This window comes from Cupriavidus sp. 2SB (genome assembly GCF_005503625.1).
Classification (GTDB): Bacteria; Pseudomonadota; Gammaproteobacteria; order Burkholderiales; family Burkholderiaceae; genus Cupriavidus.
This window is the reverse complement of sequence record NZ_SCMX01000047.1, coordinates 1-13,502: the sequence shown is the minus strand read 5'-3', so window position 1 is coordinate 13,502 and position 13,502 is coordinate 1. Positions and strand designations below refer to the sequence as shown.

The following is a 13,502-nucleotide window of genomic DNA, read 5'->3' as shown; positions in this document are numbered from 1 at the left end:
TATCGTTGGGGGCGGAGGCCGGGCGCCGGAGCCTCGGGGATTTCAGCGGCAGGCCAGTTCCGCGACAGTGTAAGCCAGTGCCTTCGCCCCGAGGAACAGTTCGGTAGCGTCGGTGTCTTCGGCGGCATTGTGGCTGATGCCGCCCTTGCTCGGGACGAAGATCATCGCCGTGGGGCAATGGTCGGCCAGATACATGGCGTCGTGGAAGGCGCCCGATGTCAGCCGCATCGGCATGGCCCGGCCCGCCTGTTCGCTGGCGCGTGTGCACGCGCGTTCGATCGCATCGAGCATGGTGCCGGGAAAATGCGTGGGCGTGCGATGGAAGAATCGCTCCACGGTGACGGCATCGCTCGCCTGTGCATGACGCACGCACGCAGCGCGCAGTGCGGCTTCGGCGCGGTCCAGCGCAGCGTCATCGAGGCAACGCATGTCCACCGTGAACGACACATGGCCCGGAATCGTGTTCACCGAGTTGGGCGCTACGGTCCAGCGGCCCAGCGTGAGGCGCAACTCGTTGCTGCCTGCTGCGGCATCGCGCGGTGCCAGCGCGTAAAGCTCTTGTGCGATGGCGACGGCCACGGCCATGGCATCGCGTCGCACGGCCATTGGCGTGGTGCCTGCATGGGCCATCGTGCCGGCACAGTCCACGCGGAACCAGCGCACGGCCTGGATGCCGGTGACCACGCCCAGCGGCACATTCGCGGCTTCGAGTACCGGTCCCTGTTCGATATGGAGTTCGACGCAGGCCGCCATCGGGCGCGGCATGGGCAGGCGCGGCACATCGGCGCTGGCAGTGAGCGCGGCATCCAGTGCGTCGCCAAAGCGCACGCCAGCCGGATCCACCGCGTCGCGATAGGTGGCCAGCCGACCGGGATCGACGAATGCACTCGATCCCATGGCACCGGGACCGAAGCGGCTGCCTTCCTCGTTGGTCCACGACACCACCTCGATGGGTCGCCGGGTTTCTACACCGGCAGCGTTAAGTGCCGCGATGACTTCGAGTCCGGCCAACACGCCATAGGCGCCGTCGTACTTGCCGCCGACGGGTTGGGTATCGGCATGGCTGCCGGTGAGCACCGGAGGCAGGTCTTCGCGACCGGGGCGGCGGAAGAACAGGTTGCCGCAATCGTCGGTACTGACTTCACAGCCGAGTGCGCGTGCCTGTTCGATCAAGTGGCGACGTGCGGCAAGGTCGATATCGGTCAGCGTCTCGCGAGAGACGCCGCCATCATCGCGTCCGCCAAAGCGGGCCAGCGCGGCCATCGATGCGGCCAGTCGCGCGGCATCGACGTGATCCTGTACGGTACCTGCAATCTCTGCGTGCGCGGAAGGCGAGTCGGTGAAATTCAATCTGTGCTCCGGAATGCGTGGAAGGCAGGCGCTTATCGCGCTTGCAGCGACATCTCAAGTTGATGGGCAACGGCCAGTACGCGTGCATCGGCATGGCGCGCGGCGGTGACGGTCACACCCACCGGCATGCCCGTGACACCGGTACCCGTCGGCACATGCACGCACGGCGTGCCGAGCAGCGTCCACATGCGGCAGAAGATCGGGTCGCCCGTGGCTTGCAGGCCCGCAGGCGCTTCGCCTTCCGCGCTGGGTGCGAGGATGGCGTCGAACCCTGCCAGGGCATCGGCCAGTGCCAGCCGTGCACGCTCGGCCAGCGCCAGTGCCGCGTGAAAACGCTCGCCCGATACGGCACGTCCGGCTTCGAGCTGTCGAACGAACGCGGCGCTGAACTGTGCCGATGGATTGCGCGCTTCGGGTGCAAAGGCGGCCACAGCCTCGAAGGCCATGATGTCCATCTGTGCCTCGGTCAGGCCATCGCAGGCAGCGGGGAGGTCGAATGCATGGACAGTGGCACCCGCGCGTTCCAGTGCGCGCACCGCGGTGTCGAGCGCGGCACGTGCATCGGCGCCAGCGCGCTCCCAGTGCGGTGTGCGGCAGACGCCGATGCGCAGCGATGTCTTCTGGGCCAGTGTCGCGTTGGCAATCGATGCATCGCGGGCCAGTGTACCGATGAACAGCGCGGCATCGTCCACACGGCGCGCGAGCACGCCCACGGTGTCGAGACTCGGCGACAGCGGCTTGATGCCAGCCAACGGCAAGGTGGCATGCGTGGGTTTGTAGCCGACCACGCCGCAATACGAAGCGGGGCGAATCACGGAGCCTGCGGTCTGTGTGCCAAACGCGAGCGGCACCATGCCAGCCGCTACGGCAGCGGCCGAACCACTCGACGAGCCGCCCGGCGTATGAGGCCGATCCGCAGGCGCACGCGGGTTACGCGTGGGGCCGGGCTGGAACGTGGCGAATTCGGTGGTGACCGTCTTGCCGACGATCACCGCACCGGCATCGCGTGCCAGCGCCACGGCAGCCGCGTCGATGGTTGGCCGGTGCCCGCGATAGATCGGCGAGCCATAGGTCGCGGGCATGTCGATCGTATCCATCAGGTCCTTGACGCCGATGGGCACGCCCTGCAGCGCGGCAGTGCCGCCAACGGTGTCGTTGGCCCGTGCCTGTGTAATAGCGGCATCGGCGTCCACGTGCTGCCAGGCCAGGATGCCCGGCTCCAGCGACGCGATGCGGGCCAGCGCCGCGCGTGTCACAGCCTCCGCCGTGAGATCGCGCTGCGCGATCATCGTGGCCAGCGTGCGTACCGGAAAATCGAGAAAATCGTCCATGATCGTCTGCCTCAAATCCGTGGGTCAGCCGAAGTACGCTGCGCGTACTTCGTCGTTCTCGCGCAGCGCCTGTGCCGTACCTTGCGCCACTACGCGGCCCTGCGAGAGCACATAGCCGTGGTGCGCGATGGCCAGCGTCTGGCGCGCGTTCTGTTCGACGAGCAGCACGGTCATGCCCAGGGCGTTGATCTGCTGGATGACCTTGAAGTTCTCTTTCACGTACAGCGGCGAGAGGCCGAGCGAAGGCTCGTCGATTACCAGCAGGCGAGGCTGTGCCATCAGCCCACGGCCAATCGACACCATCGCCTGTTCGCCGCCTGACATCGTGCCCGCGAGTTGCCCAGACCGCTCGCGCAGGCGCGGAAAGATCTCGTAGACATTGGCGATGCGTTCGCGCACCGTGGCGGGATTCGCTTCGAGAAAAGCGCCCAGCGCGAGGTTTTCGGCGACGGTCATGCGCGGAAACACCTTGCGGCCTTCCGGGATGCACGCAATGCCGCGCGCGATGATGTTGTGCGTCTTCTCGCCCGCGAGGTCGTCGCCATCCCACAGGATGCGGCCTTTGCGCGGCGGCGTGAGACCGAGGATCGAACGGATCAGCGTGCTCTTGCCCGCGCCGTTGGCGCCGAGGATGCAGGTGATCTTGCCCGGCGGCACCTCGATGGACACATCGTGCAGCACGTTGACCTTGTCATAGCCCGTGGTCAGCCCTTCCACGCGCAGTGTGGTGTCACTCTGGCTCATGCGGCTTCCTCTCCCAGGTAGGCGGTCTGCACGTCGGGGTCGGCGGTGATCTCTGCGTAGGTGCCTTCGGCAATCTTCTTGCCATAGTTCAGCACGATGCAGCGATCCGTGATCCGCTCGATCACGTTCATCTCGTGTTCGATCAGCACGACGGACAGGTCCTTCAACTTGCCCCGCACCTGCAGGATGTCGTTCATCAGTTCGTGGGTCTCGTCATGCGTCATGCCTGCCGAGGGTTCGTCGAGCAGCAGCAGGCGCGGGCGGCTCAGCAGCGCGCGGCACACCTCGATACGGCGGCGGTCGATCATGGTGAATGTTTCCACCGGTTCGAACAGTCTCGCCGCCAGCGGCGGACTGAAGATGTTCAGCAGTTCCAGCACGGATTCCACATAGCGGTCGTATTCGGCCTTGAACGCCTTGCGGCGGAACAGGTTGAACACAAGACCGTGGCTCATGTTCTGGTAGTCGCCGATCACGATGTTGTCGAACACGGTCAGCGGCAGCGATAGCCGCGAGCGCTGGAACGTGCGCGCCACGCCGCTGCGGTAGATCTGCTGCGGCGTCTTGCCGATGACCTGCTCGCCGTCATGCGTGATGGTGCCGGCAGTGGCCTTGTAGATGCCGGTCAGGACATTGAAGAACGTAGTCTTGCCGGAGCCGTTGGGCCCCAGCAGGCCAAGGATCTCGCCGCGATGGATCTCCAACTGCAGCTTGTCCAGCGCGGTCAGCCCACCAAAGCGCATCGTCAGGTCGCGTACCTCGATCATTGCGTGGCTCATTGCGCATCCTTTCGCGGGAAGAACAGCCGCGTCTTGCGGGGCATCAGGCCATCAGGGCGGAACAACAGGATCACGATGACCAGCGCCGCGTAGAACAGGAAGCGGTATTCCTGGATGAACTGCAGCTTCTCTGGCAGCACCAGCACGATGATGGCGGCGGGCACCAGGCCCACCACATTGCCAAGGCCGCCCAGAATCACGATCGACAGCATCAGCAGCGAGTCGGCGAACGTGAAGTTGTTGGGCGCCACGAACGCGGTGACCATGCCGTAGACACTGCCGGCCACCCCGGCAAAGAAGTTGCCGAGCATGAAGGCGATGACCTTCCAGCGCGCGATATGCAGGCCGAACGTGGCCGCAGCGGTTTCATCGGTGCGCACCACGTCCATGGCCAGGCCCACCCACGACCGTTCCAGCGCCTTGACGATTGCGAACGTACCGGCGCAGATCAGCAGACTCAGCAGCGCGTAGCTCGCATAAAACGAGATGTCGACGCCAAACAGCGTCACGCCCTCGTTGAACTGGAAGCCGAACAGCGTCATGCCGGGCACCTGCAAACCTTGCGGGCCGCCGAGCACGTCGTTGACTTCGAGGAAGGTCTTGAACAGGATGCCGAACGCAATGGTCACCAGCGCGGCGTAGTGTCCGCGTGTGCGCAGCACTGGCGCGATCAGCAGCGAGCCGATCACCGCTGCCGCGATGCCCGAGAGGGCGATCACCAGCAGATGCGGGATTGGCGTGTGCGCAGCCAGTACGGCGGTGGTGTAGGCGCCGATACCGAAGAACGCCGCACCGGCAAAGTTCGAAACACCGGCAAAGCCGAACTGCACGGTCAGGCCCAGGCATGCGGTGGTGTAGAGCAGCACCGCGCACAGCATCAGCAGCACGAAGTGGCTCTCGTGGAACAGCACGATCAGTGCGAGCGTACCGCCCAGTGCCCAGAGGCGCGATTGTCCCGGACGATGTGCGGCGGCTTGTTCGACGGTTTTCACCAGCCCCAGCTTTCCGGCTGCGAACAACGCCACCACGGCCACGGCCAGCAGCACGCCAACGGCGATCTGCGATTCAGCATGCAGGAAGAAGTACAGATAGGCGACCAACGCCACGGCTGCGATGGCGAGCACGGCGGCCGGACGGCGACGCAGGCCGCCAGTCTCTGCGGCGGATGGCGTGATCGGTTGAGAGACGTTGTCAGACACGTTCACTGGCTTTCTCCGCGATGAGTCCGGTCGGTTTGAAGGCCATCAGCACGATGACCACGGCAAAGGCGAACACGTCCTTGTAGGCGCTGGGAATGTCGGGTACCAGTGCAGGCAGCAGGGCACTGCCGAGCACCTGCAACGCGGCAAACAGGAAGCCGCCCAGGATGGCGCCGTAGAGGTTGCCCAGTCCGCCGAGAATGGCGGCGGCAAAGCCGATCACGCCCAGCAGCAGACCCACATTGAAATTGATTTCGTTGTAGTAGAGGCCGTTCATCACACCGGCCAGCGCGGCCATGGCCGAGCCCAGCGCAAACGTGGCCAGCACCACCACTTCGAAGTTGATGCCCATCAGCCTTGCGGTCTCGCCGTCCTGCGCCACGGCGCGGATGGCCATGCCGAAGCGCGTGCGGGTGATCAGCAGGTGTACGCCGATGATGATGGCTACGCCGGCGGCCAGCAGGATCAGGTTGTCCACGCGCAGCGTCAGTGCGCCGAGCGAGAACTGGCCGCTTGGCAGCAAAGCCGGAAACGGCTTCGGGTTCGAGCCATCGGGGTAGAACAGGCGCACGGCTTCACGCAGCACCGTGCCCAGCATCAGCGTGGCCAGCAGCGTGTTGAGCGGCGGCGCGCGGCGCAGCGGCAGGATGAGCAATCGCGCAATGCCGGCACCGAGCAGGCCGGTCACCACCACGGCGCATACCACCACGGCCAGCAACTGCAGCAGCGGCGACTCCACATGCAGCGCCACCACGCCTGCCGAGGCGGCCAGGCCGGCGAAAGCGCCCACCATCAGCACGTCGCCGTGCGAGAACTTGATCACGTCGAGCACGCCAAAGAACAACGTGAACCCCACGGCGACCATCGCGTAGATCATGCCGAGCATCAGCCCGTTGAATACGTACTGCCCCAATACACTCATTCGCTTTCCCCCGAATTCCGGATGGCACGGTCCGGGCGGCGCACGTTGCGCGCTGCCCGGACGCAACGCTTACAGGCCGGACAGCTTCTTCTTGCCGCGGCCATAGGCGCTGTCTTCCCAGATCACCCACTTGCCGTCTTCCACCACGTACTTGGTGATCAGCGGCACGATGTTCTGGCCGTGCTCGTCGAAGGTGACCTTGCCGATGATGGTGTCCACGTCCTTGGTGCCGTTGAGCATGTCACGCACCTTCTTGCGGTCCGGGCCTACCTTCTCCACGGCATCCATGATCAGGTTGGCTGCGGAGAACGCGAACGGGCCGTAGGCTTCGGGCGGCTCGCCGTATTTCTGCTGGGTGTAGCGTTCCATGAAGAACTGGCCGCCTGGCAGCTTTTCCAGCGGGGCGCCTTCGATGAAGGCCAGCGAGCCTTCGGAGAGCGGCTTGCCCACGCCTTCGATATAGGCGTCGGACTTGATGCCCGAGGTGCCTTCGAACTGGGCCTTGATGCCGAGCTTCTCCATCTGGGTGCGGATGCGCACGCCCAGCGGCGTGAGGCCGCCGAAATAGACCACGTCCGGCTTGAGTTCGCGGATCTTGGTCAGCTCCGTGGTGAAGTCCTGCTGGTCGGCGGTCACGCCAAAGGTGCCGACGATGGTGCCGCCGTCCTTCTTGAGGAATTCACTGAAGTACTTGTTGTGGCCTTTGCCGTAGTCCGTGGTGTCGTGGATGATCGCCCACTTCTTGTACCCCAGGCCCGTCATGAACTTGGCGGCCACTTCGCTCTGGTTGATCATCGTGCCGTTGACACGCATGATCTCCTTGAAGTTGTTGCCGTAGGTGACTTCGGGCAGCACCGCGCCCCACACCACGGCCGGCATGCCGAAGCGGTTGTAGACGCCTACCGTGCCCATTGCCACGGCGGAGCAGAAGTGGGTCACACCGCCGACGATGGACTTGTCTGCTGCGATCTTGGTGGCCACTTGCACGCCCACGTTCGGGCGGCACTCGTCGTCCTGGACCACGAGTTCGTAGGTGTATTTGGCTTTCGGATCGGCATTGCGCAGGCGCACGGCCAGGTCTGCCGAGTTGCGGCCACCGAGGCCGATCGACGACACGCCACCGGTCAGCGGACCCACAAACGCGATCTTGACGACTTCCTTGGCCTGCACGGGCGCGGCCATCAAGGCCATGCCGGCGGCGGCTGCCACGGCGGCGGCTACTGCGATTTGTTGCTTGCGCACTCTCTTCCCCCTGGGTTGGACGACATGGTCGGGACCCAAACCGATGCGGAAAGTCTTCTGCACCGTATTCAAGTCACTTGAATCCTATGCAATGCCCATGCCAGACCGCAAATATCGCTAACCCCTAGTGCTGAGGGAGGGTGGCGGACGGTTTTTCCTCTTGTGGTGCGGGCTGGCGGTGCGCGGCATGCCCGATCGGCGCGCATCGGGCACGCTCGCGGTGCGCCGCACTGGAGGAACCGGGAACGGAAGTAGCGGACAAGGGCCGCAATCATCCCTTCGTATAAGGCCGGCATGCGAGTGCGCTACCAGGGTTGTGCCATCGGGCAATGCACAGGCGGGGCCCGCCTGCCTACTATTGGCTCACAGGGCGCGCGAGTGTGCCGCCAAGGGGGAAAACATGGATCAATCTGCCGGACTCGAAGTGATTCGCCTGCGCGCCGCTGCGTCGGCCCTGACGCAGGATGCGCGGTTGTGGCGCTGGTTCTCTGACCAGATGGAAGAACATCGCCTGAACTGCGAGCGCAACCGCGATTTCTGGCGCATCACCGTCGCGGGACGTGAACTGGCCTGTGACCGTTCATTCGACGTGGCCGTGCGTGCCGCCTACACGTTGAGCCGCGCGCTGGAGGCGCTGTAGTCACCCGACGTGCCTCGTCGTATCGAGGACGCCATCGCGGTGCAGTCAGTCGGCGTCCATGCCGATGACGCCTGGCGTTTTGCAAAATCTGAAAAAGCATTGATAATCCGCCTCGCGTAGGGCGGATTCACGTCGGCGGCGGGCGCTTACCTATCAGTGGCCCGCGTTATTTCGTCGCGTCATTATGCAGCTCCGGCTTATCCGCCGCAGCCTGTCCGCCCGCCTGCGCCACGCGCTGCGTGCCTCGGGAAGATCCCCGGAGCCGGGCAGGATGTCACACCAGATGCATAGTGAGAGTTGCGATGAACGGCAGGGCCGCCATGTTGAGCGAACAATTTGACGATGCCGCCGACGGGATCGACGAAGGGGATGGCGTGGTGCTGGTCGTGGACGACGACCGCGACGTGCGGCATGCGTTGTCTGGCCTGTTCCGCTCGATCGGACTCGCCACGGCATCGTTTGCATCGGGCGAGGAACTGCTTGCCCATGGATTCCCGGACCGGCCCACCTGCATCGTGCTCGATGTACGGTTGCGCGGCGCCAGCGGACTCGACCTGCAACATCAACTGAACGACGCGGGCAAGCGTGCCTCCATCGTCTTTATCTCGGGCTACGGCGATGTGCCGATGACCGTGGCGGCGATGAAGGCCGGCGCCGTCAACTTCATCGCCAAGCCCTTCCGCGAACAGGACCTGCTCGACGCAGTGAACGAGGCGCTGCAGCGCGATCGCGAGCGCCGTCAGGCCACGTCGCAGACGCGACAACTGCGCGAACGCTTTGGCGGACTGACCGGCCGCGAGCAGGAAGTCATGCAACTGCTGGTGCGCGGGCTGATGAACAAGCAGGTGGCCGACAGCCTCGGCATCAGCCAGGCCACCGTCAAGATCTATCGCGGACAGGCCATGCGCAAGATGCAGGCCCGCACGTTCGCCGAACTGATCATCATGGCGCAGACACTGGGCCTGGTGCAGGCCGACGATATCCCGCACGTCCAGCCGGTGGGTGCCGGCCAGCGTCAGGCTACGGCGTAGCGCATCAATCTTCCGGACGGGACTTCAGGGCGTTCTCGATGCAGTCGAGGATATCGGTGTCCTGGAACGGCTTGCTGAGAAAGCAGGTGGCACCAGCGGCGCGGGCCCGCTGCTCGTAGCCTTCGTGGGCAAAGGCGGTCATGAAGATCACCGGCATCTTGTGTCCGGCCGCACGCAGGGTCTCGCACAGCGTGAAGCCGTTCATGACCGGCATCTGTACATCGGTGATGACACAGGCGATATCCGCCAGCAACGGCGATTGCAGCAGTTCCGGACCGCCGCCATAGAGTTCGACAGCCATGTCGAGGGAGCGCACCAGTCGTCCGATGGCATGCCTGACTGAAGCGTCGTCATCGACGATGGCAATCATGGGGATGGCAGTCACACGCGTTCCTTGAATAGTCTTGAGCGGCGATACAGCTCACCGCTTGCTCGCAGCATAATCCGGGTGGCTCCTGCCCCCAATCATACGGTGGTATTGCCAGGGCGCCGGAAGCCCCTCCGCTGACTGGCGGGAGACCCTCCGCAGGGCCCGCCCGCACGCAAAAGCCGCACAAGGATATGCGCTTCGGAACGACTCCGCCACGATTCAGCGCAGATTCATACCATGGTATGAGTTCACGATGGAGCGTGCCCAGCGGTGCCGCCAATCATGTCAGAAGCTGTGCCGCATGCCGAGTGCAAAGGTCTGCGGATCCGCACCGGCACTGACGCCGAGTTCGTTGATGGCAAAGTCATACACGGCATTGCGCTTGTTGTTGATGCGGCTGTAGAACGCGAACAGCGCCGTGCGCTTGGACAGCGGATAGTCGTAGCCCACCGTGAATTGCGTGGCGCCCGTTTGCGAACCGCTGCGGAAGAACCCGACGGTATCGGTGGACGAGCCCGTGCCGTTGGCGGCAAGCGCGAAGCCCAGCCGCAAACTGCCCACGCCGATCTGCTGCACCAGCGACGCGTAATAGCCATTGCGTTGCAGGTCACCGGTATCGGTGCGGTAGTGCAGGTGTTCGTAGAGTGCCGAGATGCGCGTGCCTTTGAACAACTGATAGGCCACGCCGACCTTGATCGCATCGTCATTGCGTCCTGCCGCCTGATAGTGCTGGTGCATCTCGTAGGCGACAGTCGCGTTCAGCGGTCCCTTGTCGTAGACCACGGCCGCCGAATAGAGCGCGGGATTGCGCGGCACGGTGGTCTTTTCTTCGGGCAATCCCCAGCCCAGCCAGACGCTGACGCCGGCCATCTGCGGCGAGCGGTATTGCACGATGTTCTTCTGGCGCCGGTCAAACGAACTGGTGTCCTGCACGTTGTCCGACGTCGAGGTCGAGCCATTGCCGATCAGCGCCATATACCCCGCGGTGGTGGGGTAGTACGGATCGTAGGCCATCGTCGATTCGGTGTACGGCGTATGCCAGTGGCCCATGAACAGCAGGCCGTAATCGCCCTGCAACCCGATGCGCGAGTTGCGTGTGGCAATGCCGCCCTGGCCGTTGTCGATCGACAGGTTGCTTTCGATCTGCCACAGCGCCTTGAGCGAGCCACCGAGGTCTTCCTCGCCGCGCAGGCCCCAGACGGAGCGGTAGTTGGTCTGGCGCACTACGCTGCCGAGCGAGGTGCCATCGGTGGCCGTGCTGGCGCGCGAGTACTCGATGGCGGTGTTGAGACGGCCGTAGAGGGTGACGGTGCTGGCGAGGGCGGGAAGCGGTAGTGCGGCGAGAACGGTTAGCAGCAGACGCAGGCGCTTGCCCTCTCCCCCGGCCCCTCTCCCGCCGAGCGGGAGAGGGGAGCAAATATCGCGGGAGAGGGGAGCAAACCGTCGGGAATGCAATCCTTCAATGTGCCGACGCATCGCCATCCTTCTTCTCGTTCGATGCCACCAGCGGGCCCGGCGTGCCGGTGATCTTCGGCACGCATTCCGAGTGGAACCACGCGGCCGTGACCGGTTCGCCGGCGATCATGCGCTTGATCGGCGGCACGACCTGTTCGCCGATCAGCATGCCCAGCAGGCCGAGCAAGGCCACGGCGGGCGGCGCAGGCGAACGGACCTGCATCAGCGCATAGATGATGCCGACGAGCACGCCGGCGCCGAGGGAGACGAGATAGATTTTCATGGTGGCTATCGATATGTTGTGAAGGATCAGCGTGCGTCCGGCGGCAGTCCCACGCCCAGCAGGTGGCGCACACGCGGCGGCTCGGTGCCCACGTGGAAGCCCGCCACGCCACGCTGCAGATCGGCATCGGCATTGGGCACGCGACGGTGCTGGCGCATGTGCTCGGCCCACGATTCGACGAGGAACCATTCGGTCAGCAGTTCCGGATCGGTAGGATCTTCCATTACGCCCCAACTGAACGCGCCATCGCGCAGGCGTTCTTCGGAGAGGCCATGCACGGCGCGCAGGAACGCGTCGCGACTGGCAGCCGGGATGCAGTACTCGATCAGGATCATGACGGGGCCACGATCATGCGCGATCTCGTCGGCCATCTCGGGTTCGGCCCAGTGGCGTGCAGGTGCCAGGTCTTCCTCACCGCGCGGCAGGCGGATGCGATGCAGCAATATCGCCGCCACCACCAGCCCGATGCCCGCGATCAGCAGCGCATGGGGCGTGCCCATGGCTTGCGCCACGAAACCCCACAGCAGGCTGCCGCCAGCCAGCGCGCCGTTGAATACCATCTGGTACACCGCCAGCGCGCGGCCACGTACCCAGTTCGGCAGGATGGCCTGCGCGGCACCGCCCAGCGTGGTCAGCGCCATGATCCATGCGGCGCCGAGCACCAGCAGCAGCGGCAGCGCCAGCCAGACCGGTGGCGCAAACGACAGGCCCGCCATGACGGCAGCCGTGGCGATGGCCGAGGCAAGCACCACGCCGTCGCTATCGAGCTTCTTCTGCAATGCAGGCATCGTCAGCGCGCCGACGATGGCGCCCGCACCCACGGCGCCAAGCAGCACGCCATAGAGTCCGGCGCCGCCGTGCAGCAATTGCTTGGCGACGAGCGGCAACAGCGCCCAGACACTGCTGCCGAAAGCGAAATGCACCGCCGCGCGCAGCAACACGATGTGCAGTTTGCTGTGCGCGCGTGTGAAGCGCAGCCCGGCGCGGAAGGCGCTGAAGAAGTGCTCGCGCAGCGGATCGCTGGCCTGCTTCGGACGCTTCCACCACACCAGTGCGCCGATCACGAAGATATAGCTGACGAGGTCCGCGCCATACGTCACTGCCGCGCCAAAGCCGGCCAGCAGCAGGCCGCCCGTGGCGGGGCCGATGGCGCGTGCGATGTTGACGCCGAGCGCGTTCAGCGCCACGGCTTGCCGCAGCGTGTTGGATGGCACCAGTTCCGGCACGATGGATTGCCACGTCGGTCCCATCATCGCTGCGCCGATACCGCCCACGAAGGCCAGGCCGATCAGCAGTTCGATGGTCAGCCCGTTCTGCCACGAAAGTAGCGCCAGCGTGCCGCTGACACCCGCCAGCAGGAACTGGATGGCGATCAGAAAGCGTCGGCGGTCGAGGATGTCTGAGAGTACGCCGGCCGGAATCGCCAGCAGGAAGACGGGCAGCGTAGCGGCAGCCTGGATGGTGGCGACGGCGGCGGGCGACGACGAAAGATCGGTGGCCAGCCAGGCGCTGGCCACGTCGCGCATGAAGCTGCCGACGTTGCCGAGCACCGTGGCTACCCACAGCACGGCGAACGTGGGCTGCGCCAGCGGCGCGAACGATCCTGCCGGCTTGGCGGTCGCGGTGGCCTGCGTCATGCGCGGCCCCGCTGGTTCAGGTCATGCCAGGCCACGAGGATGAAGGCGCCCACGAGACCGAGATGCTCGAAGAACGCGTTCATCAGCATGAATTCGGCTTCGGGCGGTGCGCTCCAGAAGCGGTTTGCCATGAACGTTGCGGCCAACGTGAAAGCCGCCAGCGCGAGTGCGCCGAGCCAGCGGAAGACGCCGAGCAGGATCATGGCCGGTGCAGCCAGTTCGAGTGCGATGGTGGCGGCAGCCAGCGGCACCGCAGGCGACAGGCCAAAGTGCTGCATCTCGGCCACGGCACCCGGGAAATCGAACAGCTTGACGAGTCCGCCTTGCAGATAGGCCGCGCAGAGCAGCAGCAGGGCGAGCCAGTGGAGCCAGCGGAGGAGGTGCCGCTGATGACCGCCGGCTACCGCCAGCGAGGATGAGGAAGGGGGCATGGCGGGGTCTCCGGGGAATTCAGAAAATCGGGTGAGGCGTTTCTTGCTCCCCTCTCCCGCGAAGTGGGAGAGGAGCTGGGGGTGAGGG

14 protein-coding genes are annotated in these 13,502 nt (G+C 65.0%); 2 read left to right on the top strand and 12 right to left on the bottom strand.

All coding sequences use genetic code 11. From position 1 onward, the window contains the following. Positions 1 to 42: 42 nt before the first annotated feature. The 7 genes from FFS21_RS20395 to FFS21_RS20365 all read right to left on the bottom strand — a co-directional run bounded on the left by FFS21_RS20395 (position 43) and on the right by FFS21_RS20365 (position 7,516). Positions 43 to 1,350: a M20 family metallo-hydrolase gene (locus FFS21_RS20395; RefSeq protein ID WP_137926607.1), complete on the bottom strand. Its 1,308-nt coding sequence runs from the start codon at positions 1,348 to 1,350 to the stop codon at positions 43 to 45. A gap of 32 nt (positions 1,351 to 1,382) precedes the next feature. Further along, positions 1,383 to 2,681, bottom strand: coding sequence for an amidase (locus FFS21_RS20390; protein WP_137926606.1), 1,299 nt, complete (start codon positions 2,679 to 2,681; stop codon positions 1,383 to 1,385). A 24-nt stretch (positions 2,682 to 2,705) separates the two neighbouring features. Further along, positions 2,706 to 3,425 carry an ABC transporter ATP-binding protein gene (locus FFS21_RS20385; RefSeq protein WP_137926605.1) on the bottom strand — a complete coding sequence of 240 codons (720 nt, stop codon included), beginning with the start codon at positions 3,423 to 3,425 and terminating at the stop codon, positions 2,706 to 2,708. After that, positions 3,422 to 4,204 carry an ABC transporter ATP-binding protein gene (locus FFS21_RS20380; RefSeq protein ID WP_137926604.1) on the bottom strand — a complete coding sequence of 261 codons (783 nt, stop codon included), beginning with the start codon at positions 4,202 to 4,204 and terminating at the stop codon, positions 3,422 to 3,424. Before FFS21_RS20380 ends, FFS21_RS20385 begins: the two co-directional genes overlap by 4 nt. After that, a complete protein-coding gene (locus FFS21_RS20375; protein ID WP_137926603.1) occupies positions 4,201 to 5,409 on the bottom strand; it encodes a branched-chain amino acid ABC transporter permease in 1,209 nt (402 codons plus the stop codon). Before FFS21_RS20375 ends, FFS21_RS20380 begins: the two co-directional genes overlap by 4 nt. Further along, positions 5,396 to 6,325, bottom strand: coding sequence for a branched-chain amino acid ABC transporter permease (locus FFS21_RS20370; RefSeq protein ID WP_137926602.1), 930 nt, complete (start codon positions 6,323 to 6,325; stop codon positions 5,396 to 5,398). The genes FFS21_RS20375 and FFS21_RS20370 overlap by 14 nt, the downstream gene beginning before the upstream one ends. 69 nt (positions 6,326 to 6,394) lie before the next feature. Continuing rightward, positions 6,395 to 7,516: a branched-chain amino acid ABC transporter substrate-binding protein gene (locus FFS21_RS20365; protein WP_171020459.1), complete on the bottom strand. Its 1,122-nt coding sequence runs from the start codon at positions 7,514 to 7,516 to the stop codon at positions 6,395 to 6,397. Between the two features lie 451 nt (positions 7,517 to 7,967). Between FFS21_RS20365 and FFS21_RS20360 the strand changes: the two genes are divergently transcribed. Together FFS21_RS20360 and FFS21_RS20355 are read left to right on the top strand one after the other, a co-directional pair. Further along, the gene (locus FFS21_RS20360; protein WP_137926600.1) at positions 7,968 to 8,207 is read left to right on the top strand and encodes a hypothetical protein; all 240 of its coding nucleotides are present in this window, start codon (positions 7,968 to 7,970) and stop codon (positions 8,205 to 8,207) included. Positions 8,208 to 8,527: 320 nt separating this feature from the next. Next, entirely contained in the window at positions 8,528 to 9,238 is a 711-nt protein-coding gene (locus FFS21_RS20355; protein ID WP_137926599.1) for a response regulator transcription factor, read from the top strand. A 4-nt stretch (positions 9,239 to 9,242) separates the two neighbouring features. Here FFS21_RS20355 and FFS21_RS20350 read toward each other — a convergent pair whose 3' ends face one another. From FFS21_RS20350 to FFS21_RS20330, 5 genes are all read right to left on the bottom strand, one after another. Next, a complete protein-coding gene (locus tag FFS21_RS20350; RefSeq protein WP_249359514.1) occupies positions 9,243 to 9,623 on the bottom strand; it encodes a response regulator transcription factor in 381 nt (126 codons plus the stop codon). Positions 9,624 to 9,893: 270 nt separating this feature from the next. After that, complete coding sequence (locus FFS21_RS20345) at positions 9,894 to 11,084, bottom strand: porin (RefSeq protein ID WP_137926598.1); 1,191 nt, start codon at positions 11,082 to 11,084, stop codon at positions 9,894 to 9,896. Beyond that, positions 11,068 to 11,346, bottom strand: a complete 279-nt coding sequence (locus tag FFS21_RS20340) for a XapX domain-containing protein (protein ID WP_137926597.1) — start codon at positions 11,344 to 11,346, stop codon at positions 11,068 to 11,070. Before FFS21_RS20340 ends, FFS21_RS20345 begins: the two co-directional genes overlap by 17 nt. Positions 11,347 to 11,372: 26 nt before the next feature. Beyond that, positions 11,373 to 12,983 (bottom strand): MFS transporter, encoded by a 1,611-nt coding sequence (locus FFS21_RS20335; RefSeq protein ID WP_137926596.1) that lies wholly within the window; start codon positions 12,981 to 12,983, stop codon positions 11,373 to 11,375. Then, positions 12,980 to 13,414: a DoxX family protein gene (locus tag FFS21_RS20330; protein ID WP_137926595.1), complete on the bottom strand. Its 435-nt coding sequence runs from the start codon at positions 13,412 to 13,414 to the stop codon at positions 12,980 to 12,982. Before FFS21_RS20330 ends, FFS21_RS20335 begins: the two co-directional genes overlap by 4 nt. Positions 13,415 to 13,502: the final 88 nt, after the last annotated feature.

Excerpts from the sequence above, each read along its gene's own strand:
- FFS21_RS20390 (WP_137926606.1), bottom strand. The coding sequence starts at position 2,681 with ATGGACGATTTTCTCGATTTTCCGGTACGCACGCTGGCCACGATGATC.
- FFS21_RS20385 (WP_137926605.1), bottom strand. The coding sequence starts at position 3,425 with ATGAGCCAGAGTGACACCACACTGCGCGTGGAAGGGCTGACCACGGGC.
- FFS21_RS20380 (WP_137926604.1), bottom strand. The coding sequence starts at position 4,204 with ATGAGCCACGCAATGATCGAGGTACGCGACCTGACGATGCGCTTTGGT.
- FFS21_RS20370 (WP_137926602.1), bottom strand. The coding sequence starts at position 6,325 with ATGAGTGTATTGGGGCAGTACGTATTCAACGGGCTGATGCTCGGCATG.
- FFS21_RS20365 (WP_171020459.1), bottom strand. The coding sequence starts at position 7,516 with ATGGCCTTGATGGCCGCGCCCGTGCAGGCCAAGGAAGTCGTCAAGATC.
- FFS21_RS20360 (WP_137926600.1), top strand. The coding sequence starts at position 7,968 with ATGGATCAATCTGCCGGACTCGAAGTGATTCGCCTGCGCGCCGCTGCG.
- FFS21_RS20355 (WP_137926599.1), top strand. The coding sequence starts at position 8,528 with ATGTTGAGCGAACAATTTGACGATGCCGCCGACGGGATCGACGAAGGG.
- FFS21_RS20345 (WP_137926598.1), bottom strand. The coding sequence starts at position 11,084 with ATGCGTCGGCACATTGAAGGATTGCATTCCCGACGGTTTGCTCCCCTC.
- FFS21_RS20340 (WP_137926597.1), bottom strand. The coding sequence starts at position 11,346 with ATGAAAATCTATCTCGTCTCCCTCGGCGCCGGCGTGCTCGTCGGCATC.
- FFS21_RS20335 (WP_137926596.1), bottom strand. The coding sequence starts at position 12,983 with ATGACGCAGGCCACCGCGACCGCCAAGCCGGCAGGATCGTTCGCGCCG.
- FFS21_RS20330 (WP_137926595.1), bottom strand. The coding sequence starts at position 13,414 with ATGCCCCCTTCCTCATCCTCGCTGGCGGTAGCCGGCGGTCATCAGCGG.